This window comes from Sphingomonas profundi, from assembly GCF_009739515.1.
GTDB lineage: Bacteria > Pseudomonadota > Alphaproteobacteria > Sphingomonadales > Sphingomonadaceae > Alterirhizorhabdus > Alterirhizorhabdus profundi.
Genome location: NZ_CP046535.1, coordinates 3,801,540 through 3,821,165 on the forward strand (window position 1 = coordinate 3,801,540; position 19,626 = coordinate 3,821,165).

Annotated in this window: 20 protein-coding genes; 15 read left to right on the forward strand and 5 right to left on the reverse strand. The window is 67.9% G+C overall.

The genetic code is table 11. The features are described 5' to 3' along the window. The 11 genes from GNT64_RS18015 (at position 1) to GNT64_RS18065 (ending at position 9,347) form a co-directional block, all read left to right on the forward strand. Positions 1-1,506 carry a 2-hydroxymuconic semialdehyde dehydrogenase gene (locus GNT64_RS18015; protein WP_156680774.1) on the forward strand — a complete coding sequence of 502 codons (1,506 nt, stop codon included), beginning with the start codon at positions 1-3 and terminating at the stop codon, positions 1,504-1,506. 11 nt (positions 1,507-1,517) lie between these two features. Beyond that, positions 1,518-2,039 carry a VOC family protein gene (locus tag GNT64_RS18020; RefSeq protein ID WP_156680775.1) on the forward strand — a complete coding sequence of 174 codons (522 nt, stop codon included), beginning with the start codon at positions 1,518-1,520 and terminating at the stop codon, positions 2,037-2,039. A 1-nt stretch (position 2,040) separates the two neighbouring features. After that, complete coding sequence (locus GNT64_RS18025; protein WP_156680776.1) at positions 2,041-2,946, forward strand: VOC family protein; 906 nt, start codon at positions 2,041-2,043, stop codon at positions 2,944-2,946. Between the two features lie 13 nt (positions 2,947-2,959). Continuing rightward, entirely contained in the window at positions 2,960-3,619 is a 660-nt protein-coding gene (locus GNT64_RS18030; protein ID WP_156680777.1) for a class II aldolase/adducin family protein, read from the forward strand. Beyond that, a complete protein-coding gene (locus GNT64_RS18035) occupies positions 3,604-4,422 on the forward strand; it encodes a 2-keto-4-pentenoate hydratase (RefSeq protein WP_197277083.1) in 819 nt (272 codons plus the stop codon). The genes GNT64_RS18030 and GNT64_RS18035 overlap by 16 nt, the downstream gene beginning before the upstream one ends. Further along, positions 4,419-5,357 (forward strand): acetaldehyde dehydrogenase (acetylating), encoded by a 939-nt coding sequence (locus GNT64_RS18040; RefSeq protein ID WP_156680778.1) that lies wholly within the window; start codon positions 4,419-4,421, stop codon positions 5,355-5,357. The genes GNT64_RS18035 and GNT64_RS18040 overlap by 4 nt, the downstream gene beginning before the upstream one ends. Next, on the forward strand, positions 5,354-6,394 hold the full coding sequence (dmpG, locus tag GNT64_RS18045) for a 4-hydroxy-2-oxovalerate aldolase (RefSeq protein WP_156680779.1): 1,041 nt from the start codon (positions 5,354-5,356) through the stop codon (positions 6,392-6,394). Before GNT64_RS18040 ends, dmpG begins: the two co-directional genes overlap by 4 nt. Further along, positions 6,387-7,154: a 2-keto-4-pentenoate hydratase gene (locus GNT64_RS18050; RefSeq protein ID WP_156680780.1), complete on the forward strand. Its 768-nt coding sequence runs from the start codon at positions 6,387-6,389 to the stop codon at positions 7,152-7,154. Before dmpG ends, GNT64_RS18050 begins: the two co-directional genes overlap by 8 nt. 56 nt (positions 7,155-7,210) lie before the next feature. Then, positions 7,211-7,696, forward strand: coding sequence for a MarR family winged helix-turn-helix transcriptional regulator (locus tag GNT64_RS18055; RefSeq protein WP_156680781.1), 486 nt, complete (start codon positions 7,211-7,213; stop codon positions 7,694-7,696). 16 nt (positions 7,697-7,712) lie between these two features. Further along, positions 7,713-8,594, forward strand: a complete 882-nt coding sequence (locus GNT64_RS18060) for a pirin family protein (protein ID WP_156680782.1) — start codon at positions 7,713-7,715, stop codon at positions 8,592-8,594. 66 nt (positions 8,595-8,660) lie between these two features. Further along, positions 8,661-9,347 carry a glutathione S-transferase family protein gene (locus tag GNT64_RS18065; RefSeq protein WP_156680783.1) on the forward strand — a complete coding sequence of 229 codons (687 nt, stop codon included), beginning with the start codon at positions 8,661-8,663 and terminating at the stop codon, positions 9,345-9,347. Positions 9,348-9,487: 140 nt separating this feature from the next. Here GNT64_RS18065 and GNT64_RS18070 read toward each other — a convergent pair whose 3' ends face one another. The 5 genes from GNT64_RS18070 to GNT64_RS18090 are packed head-to-tail and all read right to left on the reverse strand — an operon-like array spanning position 9,488 to position 13,765. After that, positions 9,488-10,111, reverse strand: coding sequence for a MarR family winged helix-turn-helix transcriptional regulator (locus tag GNT64_RS18070; protein WP_156680784.1), 624 nt, complete (start codon positions 10,109-10,111; stop codon positions 9,488-9,490). A 60-nt stretch (positions 10,112-10,171) separates the two neighbouring features. Then, positions 10,172-11,068, reverse strand: a complete 897-nt coding sequence (locus GNT64_RS18075) for a cupin domain-containing protein (protein WP_156680785.1) — start codon at positions 11,066-11,068, stop codon at positions 10,172-10,174. After that, complete coding sequence (locus GNT64_RS18080; RefSeq protein WP_156680786.1) at positions 11,065-11,847, reverse strand: HpcH/HpaI aldolase family protein; 783 nt, start codon at positions 11,845-11,847, stop codon at positions 11,065-11,067. Before GNT64_RS18080 ends, GNT64_RS18075 begins: the two co-directional genes overlap by 4 nt. A gap of 14 nt (positions 11,848-11,861) precedes the next feature. Beyond that, entirely contained in the window at positions 11,862-12,419 is a 558-nt protein-coding gene (locus GNT64_RS18085) for an aromatic-ring-hydroxylating dioxygenase subunit beta (RefSeq protein WP_156680787.1), read from the reverse strand. After that, positions 12,416-13,765, reverse strand: a complete 1,350-nt coding sequence (locus GNT64_RS18090) for an aromatic ring-hydroxylating oxygenase subunit alpha (RefSeq protein ID WP_156680788.1) — start codon at positions 13,763-13,765, stop codon at positions 12,416-12,418. The genes GNT64_RS18085 and GNT64_RS18090 overlap by 4 nt, the downstream gene beginning before the upstream one ends. 111 nt (positions 13,766-13,876) lie before the next feature. Between GNT64_RS18090 and GNT64_RS18095 the strand changes: the two genes are divergently transcribed. From GNT64_RS18095 to GNT64_RS18110, 4 genes are all read left to right on the forward strand, one after another. After that, a complete protein-coding gene (locus tag GNT64_RS18095) occupies positions 13,877-14,809 on the forward strand; it encodes a DODA-type extradiol aromatic ring-opening family dioxygenase (protein WP_197277084.1) in 933 nt (310 codons plus the stop codon). Positions 14,810-14,817: 8 nt separating this feature from the next. Next, a complete protein-coding gene (locus tag GNT64_RS18100) occupies positions 14,818-15,795 on the forward strand; it encodes a DODA-type extradiol aromatic ring-opening family dioxygenase (RefSeq protein ID WP_197277085.1) in 978 nt (325 codons plus the stop codon). A 99-nt stretch (positions 15,796-15,894) separates the two neighbouring features. Next, positions 15,895-18,240, forward strand: a complete 2,346-nt coding sequence (locus GNT64_RS18105; RefSeq protein ID WP_156680791.1) for a TonB-dependent receptor — start codon at positions 15,895-15,897, stop codon at positions 18,238-18,240. 10 nt (positions 18,241-18,250) lie between these two features. Next, positions 18,251-19,624, forward strand: coding sequence for an MFS transporter (locus GNT64_RS18110; RefSeq protein WP_156680792.1), 1,374 nt, complete (start codon positions 18,251-18,253; stop codon positions 19,622-19,624). Positions 19,625-19,626: the final 2 nt, after the last annotated feature.

A 19,626-nucleotide genomic window follows, 5' to 3' on the forward strand; every position in this document is an offset into this window, starting at 1 on the left:
ATGGCGACCAAGACCGCCGAGCCGCCGGCCCACAGCCGTGTTCCGAACGGGCCGACTCTGCTGCGCAACTATATCGGCGGTCGCTTCGTCGATGGCGGCCGGCCGTTCGATGTCGTCGATCCGGCGACCGGCCGCGTGCACGCCATCGCGCACGAGGCGGATCAGGCGATCGTCGATGCGGCGGTGGCGGCGGCGCGCAAGGCGGTGGAGGGTGAGTGGGGGCGGATGACGCTGGCCAAGCGCCGTGCGATGCTGAACGCCGTGGCCGACGGCATCGAGCGCCGCTTCGACGACTTTCTCGAGGCCGAGATCGCCGACACCGGCAAACCGCACGAGCTGGCCCATCATCTCGACATCCCGCGCGGCGCGGCGAATTTCCGTGTGTTCGCCGATGCCATCGCCAACCTCTCCACCGAGACGTTCGAGATGGACACGCCGGACGGCGGCAAGGCGCTCAACTATGCGGTGCGCAAGCCGCTGGGCGTGGTGGGCGTGATCTCGCCGTGGAACCTGCCGCTGCTGCTGATGACGTGGAAGGTGGCTCCCGCGCTCGCCTGCGGCAATGCCGTGATCGTCAAGCCGTCGGAGGAGACGCCGTCCTCCACCACCCTGCTCGGCGAGGTGATGAGCGAGGTCGGCATGCCGGACGGCGTGTTCAACGTCATCCACGGGTTCGGCCCGGAATCGGCGGGCGAGATGCTGACCAGCCACCCCGGCGTGCGCGCCATCACCTTCACCGGCGAGACGCGCACCGGCGCCGCGATCATGCGATCGGCCGCTCCGAGCGTGAAGGCGCTGTCGTTCGAGCTCGGCGGCAAGAACCCGGCGATCGTGTTCGCCGATGCCGACATGGACGCGGCGCTCGCCGGCCTGTCGCGGGCGGTTTTCCTCAACACCGGGCAGGTCTGTCTCGCGCCCGAGCGCATCTATGTCGAGCGGCCGGTATTCGATGCCTTCGTCGCCGGCATGAAGGTGCGCGCGGAGGCGATGAAGCCGGGCCTGCCGCACGACGCGGGCGTCAATTTCGGCCCGCTCATCTCCGCCGAGCATCGCGACAAGGTGCTGGGATATTACAGGTCGGCGGTCGAGGACGGGGCGACGGTCGTCACCGGCGGCGGCGTTCCCGATCTGGCCGGCGAGGCGGCCGGGGGTTTCTTCGTCCAGCCGACGCTCTGGACCGGGCTGGCGCACGACGCGCGCGTCTGTCGTGAGGAGATCTTCGGCCCCTGTGCCGCGATCATCCCGTTCGATGGCGAGGAAGAGGCGGTCCGCATGGCCAACGATACCGAATACGGCCTCGCCTCCTCGATCTGGACCACCAACTTGTCGCGCGCCCACCGCGTCGGCAAAGCGATGGAGGTCGGCATCTCGTGGGTGAACTGCTGGTTCCTGCGCGATCTGCGCACGCCGTTCGGCGGCGCGAAGATGTCGGGCGTCGGCCGCGAGGGCGGCGAACATTCGATCAACTTCTATTCCGAGCCCACCAACATCTGCATCAAACTCTAGGAGACGGCGCGATGGCGACGATCACCGAAGTCCCGGCCAAGGCCGAACCCGTGCTCAAGACCACGCTCTATTCGCACGCCACGCTGGAATGTCGCGACATCGCGCGCACCCGCGCCTTCTTCGACGAGTTTCTCGGCTTCGAGACGGTGCAGATGGCGGCGGTGTCGTTCTGGGCGCGCAAGGGCGGCGACCAGATCATCGTCGTCGTGCAGAGCCCGACCAAGAACAAGGAGACGATGCCGTTCCTCAACCATAACGGGCTCGACGTCGGCACCGAGGCGGAGGTCGACGAGGCGTATCAGCTGGTGAAGCGCGATGCCGAGAAGTGGGGCCTGCACAAGATCACCAAGCCGGTGGTCCAGCACGGCACCTACTGCTTCTACTTCTGGGACATGGACGACAATGCCTGGGAGATCCTCTCCAATCCGCCGGGCGGCTACTCGTGGGGCTTCAAGCTCGGCGACCAGGAGGGGGTCGGCCACATGAGCCGCAAGTTCCAGCGGCCTGAATCCACGCTCACCAAGGGCAGCTGACATGGGGGCAGACCTGCACGACATCCGCTACGTCCGCATCGGATCGGAGGATCTGGACGAGAGCGTGCGCTTCGCGACGGAGATGCTCGGGCTGGAACTCGTCGGCCGCGATGCGAGCGCCGCCTATCTGCGCGGCGACGATCGCGATCACAACGTCGTGTTCACCAAGGGCGGCCGTTCGGGCCATGTCGTCGGTTTCGAGCTGCCGACGATGCAGGCGCTCGACGATGCCGCCGCCCTGTTCGAGCGCGCCGGCGTGGCCGTTCGCCACGGCACGGCCGACGAGCGCGAGCAGCGCCGCGTCCACGGCCTCATCACGATCCAGGATCCGACCGGCAACGTGATCGATCTGGTCGCGCGGCCGGCCGCCAGCGGCACGCGCTACTTCGGCAGCCGCGATGCGGGCATCACCTCGTTCAGCCATATCGGCCTGCGCACCGCCAGCCCGCGGGACGACGAGGCGTTCTGGATCTCGATGCTCAGCGCGAAGGTGAGCGACTGGATCGGCGAGGCGGCGCTGCTGCGCATCGACGAGGTGCATCACAAGATCGCCCTGTTCCCGTCGAGCTATGCCGGCATCCAGCACGTCAACTTCCAGGTGGAGAGCCAGGACGACATCATGCGGTCCTTCTACTTTCTCCAGAAGAACAACGTGAAGATCGTGTTCGGTCCGGGCCGCCATCCTACCTCCGGCGCGCGCTTCCTGTATTTTCAGGGGCCTGACGGGATGATCTACGAATATTCCACCGGCGTGCGGCTGATCACCGCCGAGGACGAGAAGACCTACGTGCCGCGCCAGTTCCCCAAGGCGCAGTCCAGCTTCTGCATGTGGGGGTCTGAACCGGATATTCCCGAGTTCCGCGTGCCGGCGCAGGCAGCGGACGCCGACCTGGCCCGTGCCGCCTGATCCTGCCCGCACGATGCGCCTGGCCGCGCGGGCGATGGGTCGGCACGGTCTCGCCCACGCCTATGGCCATGTCAGCACCCGGCTGGACGAGCAGCGCTTCCTCGTCTCGCCCGCGCAACCGCTCGGCACCGTGCCGGTCGACGCGCCCGGCGTGATCGTGGCGCTGGATGGCGAGTTGCCGGCCGGCGCGCTGCCGGAGGTGCGCATCCACCGCGAGATCTACCGCCGGCGACCCGCGATCGGCGGCGTCGCACGCGTGCAGTCCCCGGCGGTGGTCGCGCTGTCGGCGCTGGGCGAGACACCGCGCGCGCTGCACGGTCTCGGCACCTATTTCGCCCCCGCTCCGCCGCTGTGGCCCTCCGTCGCGCTGGTCCGCGACGACGCGGCGGCGACGCGCGTCGTCGAGATGATGGGCGACGCGGCGGCGATCGTGCTTGCCGGCAACGGCGAGGTCACTGCCGCCGAAACTCTTGAAGAGGCCGCCGCGCTCGCCTTCTTCCTCGAAGACGCCGCGCGGATCGAGCTGGCGCTGCTGCCGGCGCGCGGAGCGGGCCTCGACCCTCGCGAATATACCGCCGACGAGGTCGCCCGCCGCGCCATCAAGGCGGGCGGGCTGTTCGAGCGGATGTGGCATTTCCTTTGTGACGGAGACCCCGAATGGCCAGCCAGCTAGTCCTCGATCAGCCCGTCGGCGGGATCGAGGCGCACGCGGAACGCCTGCGCGCCTGCTATGCCGACGGCCGGCCGATGCCGCCGATCCGAGAGGCATGGCCCGAAGCGACGATCGCCGACGCCTACGCCATCCAGGCCGCCAACACCGCCTTCTGGGAAGCGGAAGGGCGGAGCGTCGTCGGCGCGAAGATCGGCCTCACCGCCAGGGCGGTGCAGGCGCAGCTGGGCGTCGACCAGCCCGATTTCGGCCAGCTGTTCGCCGACATGGCGATCAACGACGGCGACACCGTCGCGCCCGGTCGACTGCTGCAGCCCAAGGTCGAGGCGGAGGTCGCGTTCGTGCTCGGTCGCACGCCCGATCCGGCGCGGCTGACCACGGCCGAGCTGATCGACAGCGTCGCCTATGCGCTGCCCGCGATCGAGATCGTCGACAGCCGCATCGCCGACTGGAAGATCGGCATCGTCGATACCGTCGCCGACAACGCCTCCTCCGGCCTGTTCGTGCTTGGCACCAGCCCCGTGCCGCTCGCCGCGCTGGACCTGCGCCTGTGCGGCATGGTGCTGGAAAAGAACGGGGAGCAGGTTTCGTTCGGCGCGGGCGCGGCCTGCCTCGGCAATCCGCTGCACGCGCTGGGCTGGCTGGCGGCCAAGCTGGCCGAGGTCGGCCGGCCGCTCGCCAGGGGCGACGTCGTCCTGTCCGGCGCGCTGGGGCCGATGGTGGCGGTGGCGCCCGGCGACACGGTGGAGGCCCGCATCGCCGGGCTCGGCACGGTTCGCGTCCGCTTCGGGAAGGAAGACGCATGAAGACGAAGGTCGCGATCATCGGCTCCGGCAACATCGGCACCGATCTGATGATAAAGGTGATGCGCCTGTCCGAGGTGCTGGAGATGGGCGCGTTCGTCGGCATCGATCCCGAGTCCGACGGCCTGAAGCGCGCCGAGCGGCTGGGCGTGCCGATCACGGCGGGCGGGCTCGACGGGCTGCTGGCGTTGCCGGGCTTCGCCGACATCGCGATCGTCTTCGACGCGACGTCCGCCGGCGCGCACCAGCGTCACAGCGAGGTGCTGCTGGCCCACGGCAAGCGCGTGATCGATCTCACGCCGGCCGCGATCGGGCCCTACACCATCCCGCCGGTCAACGGCGACGCCAACCTCGATGCGCGCAACGTCAACATGGTCACGTGCGGCGGGCAGGCGACGATCCCGATCGTGGCGGCCGTGAACCGCGTCGCGCCGGTCCGCTACGGCGAGATCGTCGCCTCGATCGCGTCGAAGTCCGCCGGGCCCGGCACGCGCGCCAACATCGACGAGTTCACCGAGACGACGAGCGACGCGATCGTGAAGGTGGGCGGCGCGGAGCGCGGCAAGGCGATCATCGTGCTCAACCCGGCCGAACCGCCGCTCATCATGCGCGACACGGTCTACTGCCTGTGCGACGATGCCGACCGGGACGAGATCGCCGCGTCGGTCGACGCGATGGTGGCAGAGGTGCGCAAGTACGTGCCCGGCTATCGCCTGAAGCAGGCGGTGCAGTTCGAGCATATCGGCTCGAACCGCCGGCTCCACATTCCCGAGATGGGCGGCAGCTTCACCGGCCTCAAGGTCACGGTCTTCCTGGAGGTGGAGGGTGCCGCGCACTACCTGCCCGCCTATGCCGGCAATCTCGACATCATGACCTCGGCCGCGCTCCGTACCGCCGAGAAGATCGCGCTGCGCACGCGCGAGAGGATCGCGGCATGAGCTTCGATCCCGCCACGACCAAGCTGTACATCCAGGATGTCACGCTGCGCGACGGCATGCACGCCATCCGCCACCAATATGGCCTCGACCACGTCGTCGCGATCGCCAGTGCCCTCGATCGCGCGAAGGTCGACGCGATCGAGGTGGCGCATGGCGACGGCCTGTCCGGGTCGTCGTTCAACTACGGCTTCGGCGCGCACACCGACTGGGACTGGATCGGCGCGGTGGCCGAGGTGCTGGAGCACAGCATCCTCACCACCCTCCTGCTCCCCGGGATCGGCACCATCCACGATCTCAAGCGCGCGTTCGATCTCGGCGTCCGCTCGGTGCGTGTCGCGACCCACTGCACGGAGGCGGATGTCGCCCGGCAGCACATCGAATATGCCCGCAAGCTGGGCATGGACGTTTCCGGCTTCCTGATGATGAGCCACATGAGCGAGCCGGAACCACTGGCACGGCAGGCGCTGCTGATGGAAAGCTACGGCGCGCACTGCGTCTACGTCACCGACAGCGGCGGCGCGATGACGATGGATCAGTATGCCGCCCGGTGCCAGGCCTATGATCGCGTGCTGAAGCCCGAGACGCAGCGCGGCGTGCACGCCCACCACAATCTGTCGCTTGGCGTCGCCAACTCGATCGTCGCCGTGCAGAACGGCGCCATCCGGGTCGACGCCAGCCTGGCCGGCATGGGCGCGGGCGCGGGCAACGCGCCGCTGGAGGTCTTCATCGCCACGGCGGATGCCTATGGCTGGCAGCATGGCTGCGACCTGTTCGCGCTGATGGATGCCGCCGAGGAACTCGTCCGGCCCTTGCAGGACCGGCCGGTGCGGGTGGATCGCGAGACGTTGAGCCTGGGTTATGCCGGCGTCTATTCCAGCTTCCTGCGCCACGCCGAGAAGGCCGCCGAGGAGCACGGGCTGGATACGCGCGCCATCCTGATCGAGCTCGGCCGGCGCAAGATGGTCGGCGGGCAGGAGGACATGATCGTCGATGTCGCGCTCGACATGGCGAAGGCTCGGGAGGGACAGCATGCTTGAGGTGATGGATATCGCGACCCTGCTCGACGATGCCGCCCGCTACGCCCGGGCCACCCCGCAGCTGGATCAGCCGCTGACCCTGGAAGACGCCTATCGCGTGCAGGCCGCCTCGCTCGGCCGTCGCTACCAGCGCGGCGAGATCCGCGTCGGCATCAAGATGGGCTTCACCAGCCGCGCGAAGATGGCGCAGATGGGCATAGACGAGATGATCTGGGGTCGCCTGACCGATGGGATGCTGGTGGAGGACGGCGGCGCGATCGACTTCGCGGCCTATGTCCACCCCCGCGTGGAACCGGAAATCGCCTTCCTGCTCAAGGCCCCCCTCGCCGGGCGCGTCACGCCGGCCGCCGCGCTGGCGGCGGTCGGCGGCGTCGCACCCGCGCTGGAGATCATCGACAGCCGTTACGAGAATTTCAAATTCTCGCTGACCGACGTGGTGGCCGACAACAGCTCGTCCTCCGGCTTCGTGGTCGGGCCGTGGGCCGATCCCGCCACCGATCTGTCGAACCTGGGCATGATCATGGAGATAGACGGCGAGCCGCGGCAGATCGGATCCTCGGCGGCGATCCTGGGCAATCCGATCCGCTCGCTCGTCGCCGCCGCGCGGCTGGCGGACGATGCGGGGGAGGCGCTGAAGGCCGGCGACGTGGTCATGGCGGGGGGCGCCACCGCGGCGGAGCATCTCGCGCCCGGCAACCATGTGCGCCTGGTCGTCCAGACCCTCGGCCGGGTCGAGTTCAGGGTGCGGTCGGGCGCTTGAAAACGGCGGCGGTCCGCGCAACTGTGCCCGACCAAGCGCAGGAAGCTCTCTCGGACATGGATGCCATCGCGGAACGCCTGTCGCACTTCTCCCTGCTGGACGCGCCGGGGCACCTGCTGCGGCGCAATCACCAGAGATCCTATGAGATCTTCGCGCGCATCGTCGGCGACGACGTCACCCGCCAGCAGATCGCGCTGCTGATCGCGCTCGGCAAGCATCCGGGCGCCTCGCAGCGCGAACTGGTCGATCGCACCGGCATCGACAAGAGCACGATGAAGGAGATGGTCGGCCGGATGATCGCGCGCGGCTGGATCGCGCGCGAGAAGGACCGCACGGACAGCCGCGCGTGGACGATGCGGATCACCGAGGAGGGCGGCGCGCTGCTGCTCGATCGGCTGGAGCGGGTGGAGATCGCGCAGCGCGAGATCGTGGCGCCGCTGGACGAACCGGATCGCGTGACGTTCCTGCGCTGCCTGCGCGTGCTGGTCGGCCTCGACGGGTGCAGCGACGACGGCGTCGCCGAACTGCTCGCCACACCCTGACATCAGAGGATCAGCCTTGGCCTTTCTGCAACCTGATCGCCGGCTGCTCGGCATCGTGTCACCGGCCCGCGCCACGCATGGTGATGCCTTCAGCGCATGGCGGGTCGGCCGGTCGGAGCTCGGGGCGCAGGGCAATCCCTTCTTCAATCTCGACCATTTCTCCATGCGCGGCCCCACCTTCCCGCCGCATCCGCATGCCGGCTTCTCGGCGGTGACGTACGTTCTGCCGGAAAGCGCGATCGGCATGACCAATCGGGACAGCCGGGGCGATCGCAGCGCGATCCCGCCGGGCGGCCTGCACTGGACCGCCGCCGGATCGGGCATCGTCCACGAAGAGGTGCCGGACCTGCCCGGCGCGATGGTGGAGGGCATGCAGATCTTCGTCCGCCAGCCGCAGGATCAGGAGGTCGCGCCGCCGCGCATCCACCATGTCGACGCTGACGCCATCCCGCTCGCCTCGCTGCCCGGCGGCGGGTGGCTCCGCATCCTCGCCGGCCGCTACGAGAGCCTGCAGGCGGCGTTCGCGCCGCCCAGCCCGCTGGCGCTGATCGACGTGAAGCTCGCGCCCGGCGGCGGGATGACGTGGCCGGACAGCAGCCCGCAGGCGGCACCCGAGGCCCGCATGCCGTGGACCCTCCTCGTCTACCTGTTCCGGGGCGCCCTCGATCTCGGCGAAGGCTATCCTCGCGAGATCCGCGCTCCCGCCATGCTTATATGGGAGACCGGCCTGTCGCCCGTCGCGCTGCACGCGCTGGAGACGGACGCCCGCTTTCTGATCCTGAGCGGAGAGCCGCTGGATCAGCCGTCGATCGCCAACGGACCGTTCGTCATGTCCTCCGAAGATGCGCTGCGCGACGCCGTCAGCCGCTTCAAGGCCGGGGCGATGGGGCGCATCTAGCCGCTCGCCGGCCGCGCTTTCCACTTCGGCCGATCGCCGGACAGTTACAGCCAAGAGGGGCTTCGTATGATCGATTTCTACTATAACACCGGCCCCAACCCGATGAAGGTGGCGTTGTTGCTGGAGGAGCTCGGCGTGGCGTACCGGCCGGTGCCGGTGGACATGCTGCGCGGCGAGCAGTTCGATGCCGGCTTCGCGCGGATCAACCCCAACAACAAATTGCCGGCGATCGTCGACGAGGACGGGACCGCCGTCTTCGACAGCAACGCCATCCTTCTCCATCTCGCCGACAAGCATCGGCGGTTCGTACCTGTCGGCGTGGCGGAGCGCGGGACGATGCTGTCGTGGCTGATGTTCGTGGCGAGCGGCGTCGGCCCTTATTCTGGCCAGGCCGTTCACTTCCAGCATTTCGCACCCGAGCCGAAGGACTATGCGGTGACACGCTACCTCTTCGAGGCGAGGCGGCATTTCGAGATACTCGACAGGCGGCTGGCGGACAGCCAGTGGATGCTGGGTGACGATTACTCGATCGTGGACATGGCGGTGTGGGGATGGGGCCGCGTGATGGCGCGGCCTCTGGGCGACGATGCACCGGCGCGCTTCCCCAACGTCGCACGCCTCGTCGCGACGATCGATGCGCGCCCGGCGGCCGCCCGCGTCGCGACCCTGCGGGACACGCACGCCTTCTCGCAGCAGTTCGACCAGGCGGCGCAGCAAACCCTGTTCCGCCACCTGGCCCCTCGCGCCGACTGAACCTTCGAACGCTGCACTAAAGCTGTGTGACGGCGGCATTCGGCGGTAGGGCGATCGCATTGCGGACCGATCCAGGTCATCTCCCGGCTACAGCAGGCACCGCGCATTTCGTTTAAGACATCGCCTGTTCATGGCCACGCTCAGTCTGAACCAGGATCGACCGACGTTTCGAAAGTCGAAACAAAATCCTCTATATTATAGTATGACTTCTCCAGCATGTCGCGGAACTGCTCCTTTTCCGCCTCGGAGAAGCCGCCGACCGCCACCGCCTGAAACTTCGCGCGCATCTTGGCGACCTGTTTGCTGGCGGTCTTCCCCTTGCTCGTCAGAAAGACGAGCGCCTTGCGTCGATCCGTCTTGTCCTTCTTCCTGATGACGAGGCCGGCCCTCTCCAGCGCGTCCAGCGCCTTTCCGATCGCGGCGTCCTTGAGGTTGAGCCTGAGGCCCAGTTCGCGCTGGGACATGCCGTCCTCCAGCTGCAGGACGGTCAGGGGATACCAGGCGCTCAGCGAAAGGCCGATGGGCGCGAGCATGAGTTCGACGGCATATATCTCGCGCATGCGGATCATGCGGATAAGATAGTCGATCTCTCGGCGGAACAGCGGGTCGAGCGCCGAGCTGGCCGTCTTGTAGTCGTGCGGCTCGCGGAAGGCGCCGTCTGCCGGCGGTTTACGGAGGTTCGCCATGTTCACCGCACTTTCTTCGCCCCGCCGAGGCACGGCCAGATCCTGCCCGCCCTCTCCCCAAGGTGACTGGCGGGACATGCTCCTCTATCAGGAAGCGACAGCCCCGCAAGGCGGCGCGCCATCCGCGAGACGCAAGGGTCAGCGGGCCGGATCGACGTCCGGCCACGGATAATCCGCCGCGTTGCGCACCCATCGCCGCTTGGCGGAAAAGTCCGCGCGCGGCGGAGCGAAGATGTCGATGAGCCGTGCGTTCCCCGTCGACCAACTGGTGGTGTGGATCATGCGCGGCGGGATGACGACCAGCGAGCAGCCGGCGCATTCGAGGAACCGGTCGGGCCGCCAGGCGGATCGATCGGCCACCCAGGGCGTACGCAGGTAATGGACGAAGCTGCCTCCGAGCGTGAGCGATCCCTGTTCGAAATCGGCATGCTCGTGCGGGCTGAGCCTCGAAAGGTCGCGGGCGGCGGCCGACGGCTCGAAGATGTTGACCATCAGGTTGCTCGAACGAAAGATGCGGCCGAAGCCGACATCTTCGCTGTAGTCGCGCAATCGGTACAGGCGCAGGCGGTAGCCGTCGGGCGGCGGGGGGAGCGGCGTCAGCGGCGCGACATCGTCGACCGCGCCATAGTCGGCCGCGTTGACGGCGAGCGCGGCGAACGGCTCGGCGCGGATCGAGAAGATGCGCACGATCACGCCGCCCGAAGCCGCCACGATCCGCGTATCGCCGGGTGGAAGGATCGCCAGCGCCTCCTCCGTGACCGTCGCCTCATCCCCTGCCGCCGTGATGGCGACCGCGACGGCAGGCGTCAGAAGGAGCATCGATTCGTCGGGAATGCCGTGATGCGCCACGATGTCGCCCGCTTCGACCCGGCTCGCCGCGACGACGAAGTTCGCGCCGCGCGCGATCCACGTCGGGGCGCCGTTCGGCTCGATGCGCTGCGGCTCGCCCTCGAGCAGCTGGGCGAAGGAGGCCAGGCGGCACGGCCTCGCCAGCGAAATGTCGCGGTTCTGGCCGAAGCCGTCGTTCGCCGTCATCCCCTTCCTCCCGCTTGTTCCACCGCACGGAAGGCGCCCAGCTCCGCCACCGCCGCCGTGCGCATCAGGCCCTGGTCCGATCCGACGACGAAGGCGGTGACGCCCAGATCGAGCAGCCACGCGCCCGCCGCCACGCTGGGCGCGGTCGCCATCACCGCCTTGCCCTGCGCGTCCGCCGCGCGGCAGACCTTCTCGGCGGCGGCGCGCAGCACGTGCTGGGCGGGGAAGGGCTCCCCCATGGCGACGGCGAGATCGCCGAGGCCCAGGAACAGCGCGTCGATGCCGTCGACCGCGGCGATCGCCTCGACGTTCTCCAGCGCATCGGGATGCTCGATCATCACAGCCACCGAAACGCCGGCGTCGGCGCGCGCGACATAGTCGTGCAGCCCGACCGCGCCATAGTCGCCCGAGCGCGGGGAGGGCGAGCAGCCACGGGTGCCCCCGCGAAACCGGGCAGCCGCCGCGACCGCCCGCGCGTCAGCGGCGCTATCGACGTGCGGCACGAGGATGCCGTCAGCACCCATATCCAGGGCGGCAAGGATCGAGGCGGGGCCTGCCACGCGAACCATCCCTGCGATCTGGCTCGCCCGCGTCGCCAGCATCAGCAGATCGATCGTGCCGCGGTCAAACGGCCCGTGCTCTTCGTCGACGATCACGAAGTCGAAGCCGATCCCGCCCAATATCTCGATCGCATGGACGCTCGGCGTCTTGATGAAGCTGCCGAGCAAAGGCAGGCGTGCCGCAAGCTGCTCCCTGAACGATCCGAACCGCTTCGTCACCCTGGTTCTCCGGTTCAGAAGAAGGTCGTCAGGTTCTTGAACAGCATCTTGCTCTGATCGAGGAAGATGGAGCGTTTGCGGATCAGGAAGTCACCGCCGTGCGGGCGCAGCACGTCGGTCCGCTTGCCGATGAATAGCCGCACCTCCTCCTCCCGCCGGTTCACGTACACGAGGAAGCGGCACTTGACCGTGATCTCGGCGTCGCTCGCGGCGACGATGCGCAGGTTGGTGACCATGTGCGTACTGCGCGACAGCGGCTCCTCTGCCCAATGGTCGCCACCCTGGAGCTGCATGATCCGCTGGCGCAGCGTCGCCTTGCCCTCGTCGAACCAGGCGGCGTCGACGCCGGGCCGGCTATATTCATCCTGCGGACGGCCATGCTCGAAATTGCGGACCAGCGGCATCCAGTAGTGGATGTCCTCGTCCAGCAGATCCAGCCACGCGTCGAAGCGCCGCTCGTCTAGCAGTTCGGCCTCATGGGCGAGAAAATCCTCGACCCGCTCCTTCAGTGTCGGCGCGGTGGCGACAGCGGTGTCGGCTGGAAGGATGTTCTGACTTGCCTCGCTGGTCATTCCGCCGCCTCCTGCCGGAATGCCTGCGGCGTACCGCTCATCATCTCGGCCCAGCGATCGTAGAAGATGCGCTGGGCATGTTCGGACACGCCCTCGTCCACCAGCGCGCCTTCGCCGATCCATCGCTCCGGCCAGGCCCAGCGAGCATGGTCGCCGAGGCGAAGCTGGTAGTTCATCGGCAGCCGCCGCGCGAGAATGCTGTTCGCCCCGACCTGAGCGGAACCCCAATTCTCGAAATCGTCCTGCTCAACCATGCCGGCGGGGCCGGTGTAGCGGAGCAGGTAGTTGCGCATCGCGTCCTTCACCGCCTGCGGCGCCTTCTTCGGCACGAAGATCCACTTCCACACTTCGGTGCGCGAGGGGCCGCGCGGGATCCAGCTGGTGATCGAGGTGCGGTTCGCGGCGTTGTAGACGAAGTTGGGGAAGACGATGCCGCCGCGGTTCAGCAGCCGCTCCTTCTCGCCCAGCCGCTTCTGCCGCGCATAATGGGCGTCGCGGAAATAGGCGTCCACTTCCGGATCGGCGGCCCATTGCGACTGATAGTCGCGGCCCGGATTTTCGTAGAGGTTGCCGCGCACCGCATGGCCGCCCGCCGGAAAGGTGATGTTGAGCAGCTTGAACTTGGCGGGATCGGCGTCCCACGTGTGCCGCCCGCGCAGCTTGGTGAGCGCAAGGCCGACGCGCTGGACGGACTTGTGGCTGACATCGTGATAGAGATCGCCGGCCGCATTCTCGGCACCGAACTTCCAGTTGCTCGGGATCTCGCACTTGAGGATGCCGTCGACCACCTCCAGCCCGTCATCCTCACCGTCGGGCGCCATCATGAATTCGCGCAGCCAGAAGGCCATGTCTCCCAGGAAATCCTCGAAGCTCGGCGCGGCTTCGTCGAACGTCGCCCAGATCGAGCCGTAGTAGCGCGCGACCCGTGCCTTGATCAGGCCCCACTTGGATCGATCGAGCTGGGCGCCGTAGCCTTCGGCGCGCAACGGCACGCCGGTCAGGTCGCCGTTATTGGCGAAGGTCCAGCCGTGGTAGGGGCAGGTGAAGAGCTTCGCATTGCCGCGATCGTAGCGGCACACGGGCATGCCGCGATGGGTGCAGATGTTGAGGAGGACGTTCACCTCGTCCTTGGCGTCGCGCGTGACGACCACGGGCTCGCGGCCGAGCTGGGAGAGGAAGTAGTCGCCCTTGTCCGGGATCTGGCTCTCATGGCCGACGAACAGCCACGATTTCTCGAACACCTCGGCCATCTCTTTGTCGTAGATTGCCTGATCGGCAAAGATCGCCCGATCGACCAGACCCGAGTCGGTGTCGATCAGGCGCCTGCCCATATCCTCGTAGATCATCTGCCTCCCCTTCGTGGGACCGCCGCCGGCCTCGGCCGAAGCTGTATTGCCATCAGAAGATAAGTTATGCTAGCGCAGCTTTTATTGTCAAGCCACGACGGGAGAGGAACGATGCCGATCGTCGCGGGAGCGGGGCTGAGCTACTCCCCGCTTCTCTATCGGTCGCGCGACGCCTGGCCGCAGGTGGCGCAACTGCTGCGCGGTGACGCGATCCAGCCCCGGCGCGCGGCGGACGAGGACGCAGCGCTGCTCGACGGCTACGCCGCCCGCATCGCCGATGCGCTCGGCACGCTGGACAGGCATATCGCAAGCGCCGCGCTGGACGCGCTGATCCTGATAACCGCGGATCGCGGCAGCCAGTTCGACGTGGCCAACGTGCCGCAGCTTCACCTGCTCTCGGGCGGCGAGGCCTGGGGCGACCCCGCGCTGACCGCGCTTGGCGAGGCGCCGCGACGGACGAGCTTCGCGTGCGAAGGGCCAGTCGCCGCCTTGCTGCTCGAGGAATTGGTGCGCGCCGGCTTCGACGTTGCGGAGGGCAAGGATGTTTTCGCGCCGCAGGGAGATCCGGCGCAGGGCGTTACGCCCGCCGCCGTGGAGGCCATCGCCCGGCTTGCCGGCGGACTGCCGATCATACCGATCAGCATCAACTGTCATGTCGCCCCGCTGATCCCCGGCAAGCGGCTGCTCCGCTTCGGCGAGGCACTGGCGGCCGCCGCCGCGCTCACCGACAAGCGCGTGGGATTGCTGGTGAGCGGCGGCCTTTCGGGCGAGCCGGGCGGCGCGATGGCGGGATGGATCGACGACATATTCGACCGCTGGCTGCTGGCCCGGATCGAGCGCGGCCAGGCAGCGGACATCGCGCGCGCCTGGGCTCTCCCGTCACGCAACCTGCTCGCCGGCACCGCCGAGGCGCGGCTGTGGATGACGGCGGCAGCCGCGTTCGAGCGGGCGGGCTGTCGCGCCCGTGTCCATGACTATCTGGCGGTGCATCATGCCGCCGCCGGTCTCGGCTTCGTCACGTGGGAGGACGGCACATGCCGCTAGTCGCCGGAATGGCCTCGTCGCACTCACCGATCCTCTTCCAGGATACGTACCGGGGCTGGACGCGCTGGTTCGACCTGATCAACCGCGATCTGCCCCGGCCGGCGGCGCTGGCACGGCAGGACGAGGCTTGTGTGACGGCGTGGATCGCGCGCCGCCGCGGCGCTTTTGCCCGGCTGCAGGCGGCGCTGGAGGCGCACCGGCCGCAAGCGCTCATCATCGTCGGCGGCGACCAGTTCGAGTGGTTCTCGGCCGCCAACAATCCCAACATCATGGTTCACGCCGGCACCGAGGATCTCGTCGGCTTTCACAATTACGGCGACTTCGATCGCGAGCCGCTCGCCAAGTTCTGGGAGGAGCCCGATCGCTTCGGCGTGCGCCTGAAGGTGCACAGCGCCCTTGCCGAGCACCTGCTCGGCGAACTGGTCGGCCGTGGCTTCGACGTATCGATCAGCCGGCGGCAGAACCCCGAGGGGCGGCCCCATCTACGGGTGCCGCATGCCTTCACCCGGCCGATCCCGCTGCTGATGCCGAAGCTCGACATTCCCGTGATCCCGCTCGTCATCAAGACAACCGAGCGCACTTCGGCCGCCTTGTCGGGGGACCGCTGCGTCGCATTGGGCCGCGCGGTGGGCCGGATCTGCGCGGATATCGACGTGCCGATCGCGATCTACGGCAGCGGCGGCATGTCGCACGATCCGGAGGGGCCGCTTTCGGGTTGGGTGGACGAGCCGCTGGACGCATGGGTGCTGGACTGTCTGCGCGCCGGCGATCTCGATCGGTTGGACGCACTCTTCTCCTTCCGGTCGGCGGCGACCGATTCGGGAACGGGCGAGCTCCGCACCTGGCTGGTCGCGGCGGGGGCGATGGCCGAAACACGGCCGGCGCCACGCTGCGATGTGGTGGAATATTTTCCCGCGCACATGGCCACGGTGGGCGCGGGATGGGTGCTATGGGACACCAACGCCACTAACGCTATTATAGCATAACTTATGTCTTGATAATTAAAGTTGTCCGGTTCAGGGTGAGGCTCTGGCAAGACAGGGCGCAGGTCGCGGACAGCGGCCGCGCGACAGGGGAGAGCGGAGATGGTGCGAAGCGGGTTTCTGGTGTCGAGCGCGCTGTGGACGATCGTCGTGGCGGTGCCGGGTGCGGCCTTCGCGCAGGCGGGTGAGACGGCGGCGGAGACGCTTGCGCCCGACGAGATCGTCGTCACCGCGCAGCGCCGCGAGCAGAGCCTGCAGGACGTGCCGATCTCCGTGCTGGTCGCCACCGGGGACAGCCTGCGCCAGTCGCAGGTGACGGAACTGGGCGACCTCGGCAACCGGTTGAGCGGGGTGAAGGTCAACAAGGCGGGCGCGTCCGATTCGCTCAACATCCGCGGCATCGGATCGGGCTTCAACATGGGCTTCGAGCAATCGGTGGCTCTGTTCGTCGATGGCGTCTACCTGCCGCGATCGCAGGCGACGCGCGCCGGCTTCCTCGATCTGGAGCGGATCGAGGTGCTCAAAGGTCCGCAATCGACCTACTTCGGCAGCAACGCGATCGCAGGTGCGCTGAGCGCCACCACGCGCAAGCCCACCCAGACCTTGAACGGCTATGCATCCGCCCTCTACGCCTTCACCGATGGCGAATACGACCTGCAGGGCGCGGTGGGCGGCCCGCTGTCCGAGCAGCTTTCCGGGCGGATCGCCGCACGCGTCTCGGGTATGAACGGCTATATCAAGAACCGCCGCTTCGACGAGAAGGGACCGAATAACGACGATGTCCAGGGTCGCGTGGCGTTGCGCTACGAGACGCCCGGCGTACTCGATATCAACCTGAAGGTGGACTACGCCAAGTTCGACGACACCAATTCCGAACTGCAGGAGGTGCTCAACTGTCCACCCGCGCCCGGCTATCCGCTGCGTCCGGGTTGCGCGTCGGTGATCGCGGCGGGCAATGCCGACAACCGGCTGAACTACAAGACGAGCACCGGGCGTTCTCAGTTCAACCTCGAGTCGGTCAGCAGCGCGCTCAACATCGCGCTGACGCTGGGCGACCATACGCTGACCTCGACCACCGGCTTCTACCATCACCGCATCCGCCGCTTCACCGGCAGCCCCCTGCTGGTCAACGCGACCATCCTCGGCCTGGGATCGTCCAGCGGCCTGCCGATCACCCAGCGCGAGCGCTTCCGCTCGATCAGCCAGGAACTGCGCTTGGAATCGGACAAAGGCGGCTTCCTGGAATATACGCTGGGCGCCTATTATGACGACTCGCGGCTGAACGGCGGGCTGTCCTACGGCTTCTACTTCTCGCCCTTCGCGGCGCTGGTGCCTCCGCCCGGCACGATCGCGGCGGGTACTCCGATCGCCGAGCGCGTCGGTGCGATCCAGAACCAGGCGAACCGGTCTGTGTTCGGCGCCGCCACGCTCAACTTCACCAAGGCGCTGCGGCTCAATCTCGGCGCGCGCTACAGCTCGATCCGGAAGACCATCGCACGCAACGCGCTGGTCGGCGTGGGCGACGATTTCGGCGAGATTGCCGCCGGGCGACAATTCTCGCCGACGGCGCAGGCGGCATTCGCCGGCAGCGTCGGCTTTCCGCTTGGGGAATATCCCGTCACGCGGCGTACCGACGACAAGTTCATGCCTTCGGTCAACGTGCAATATGATCTCACGTCGAGCGTCATGGCCTTCGCCTCCTACACCACCGGCTTCAAGGCGGGTGGCTGGGCGATCGGCAACAGCCGCGACGTGTTCGGGCCGGAGACGGTGCGGTCGTTCGAGGGCGGGATAAAGGCGGGCTGGTTCGGCAATCGGCTCACCACCAACGTCGCGCTGTTCAACAGCCGCTACAAGGGGCTGCAGGAATCGACCACCATCGTCACCGCCGCAGGCGTGCCGCAATCGGTGATCGCCAATGTGGGCCGGGCGCGCGTGCGCGGCGTGGATTTCGAGCTGACCGCCCGGCCGGTACGCGGCTTCGACATAACGGCGACGGTCGGCTACCTCGACGCCATCTACCTGGAATATCCCAACGCGCCGTGCACCCAGCTGCAGCTGGTGACGACGCCTACCGGCTGCCGACAGAACCTGTCGGGGCGGACGAAAGCCTATGCTCCGGAGTGGAGCGGCAGCGTCAACGCCAACTACGGCTTCGACGTGACGCCGGATATCCGCGCCAAGCTGGGCTCATGGGTGTATTTCAGTTCGGGCTATTATCAGCAGGCGAGCATCGATCCGCTGTTCTACCAGCCCAACTACGCCAAGCTGGATCTTCGCGCGGCGATCAGCGGGCCGGGCGATCGGTGGGAAGTGGCGGTGATCGGCAAGAACGTGACCGACAGGGTCACCGCCGCCTATCGTTCGGTGATGACCGCCTCGAACGCGGTGACTGCGATCACCGATCGCGCGCGCTCGGTCGCGGTCCAGGTCTCGACCAAATTCTAGGGGCGCAGCGATGCCGAAACGGGAGGCGAGCGTGAACTTCACGGCCGAGATGCGCGACGGGCCGTTCCGCCCGCGGCAGGCGCTGGCGATCGCCGTGCTGGGCCTGCTAATCCTGTTCGACGGAATGGACACGCAGATGCTGGGGCTGGTGGCGCACGATCTGATGCGCGATCTCGGCCTGCCGCTCGCCCGCTTCGGCTTGATCTTCTCGATCGGTCTGCTGGGCGGCGTGATCGGTGCGATGGTGATGAGCCCGCTGGCGGATCGGGTGCTGGGGCGCAAGGCGATCACGGTGGGGGCGATGACCGTCGCCGGGATCGCGACTCTGGCGACGCCGCTGGTGGGCAATCTCCCTGAGCTGATCGCCGTGCGCCTGCTCGCGGGCATGAGCCTGGGCGCGGTGATCCCCAGCATCTTCACGCTCGTGTCCGAATATTCGCCGCAGCGCTACACGCGGCCGATCACGGCCGGGCTGGTGGCCTTCATGCCGCTGGGGTCGTTCATCGGCGGAGTGATCGGGCGGGCGGTGGTGCCGGCGTTCGGCTGGCAGGCCCTGCTCTACGTCGGCGGCGTGCTGACGCTGGGCCTGGCGCTGCTCGCGGCCCTCGCCGTGCCCGAATCGGTTCAGTTCCTGCTGCGGGTGAAGCGCGATGTGCCGCGCGCGCTGGCGATCGCGCGGCGATTGCTGCCGGACCGTCCCATCGCCACCGTCACGATCGACGACGAGGGCGCGGGCGAAGGCAAGCAGCCGATCGTCGCACTGTTCGTCGACGGGTTCTGGAAGTTCACGCTGCTGATCTGGGGCGCCTACGTCATCAACCAGGCGATCATCTATTTCGTGCTGAGCTGGACACCCGCCTTGCTCGCCAGATCGGGCATGGCGACCACGGCAGGGATGGACGCGGCCGCCACCTTCGGGATCGGCGGCGCGCTCGGCACGGCGGCGCAGGGCTGGCTCGCGTCGCGCTTCAACATCTACCGGCTGATGCTGATAGAGATGGCGCTCTACATGGCGGCGATGCTGGCGCTGCCGCTGCTGCTGGGCGACGCCTTGCTCGCGCCGGCGGCGGTATTCTTCATCGCCTTCGGCATCTGCGCCTATCAGTCGGGCTATATCCTGATCCTGGTCGAGACCTATCCCAACCATATCCGCACCACCGGCTTCGGCTGGGCGTTCGGCATCGGCCGTATCGGCGCGACGAGCGCGCCGGTGATCGCGGGCGCGCTGGTGGCGGCGGGCTGGAGCGCGGGCCAGATTTTCGTCGCGGCGGCGCTGCCGGGCGCGCTCAGCGCGCTGGCGCTGATGATCATCGCGATGCTGCTGCGCGCCCGCAGCGCGAGCGAACCCGCCGCGCCCGCCGCCCGCCCCGTACCGGCGCGCTAGGG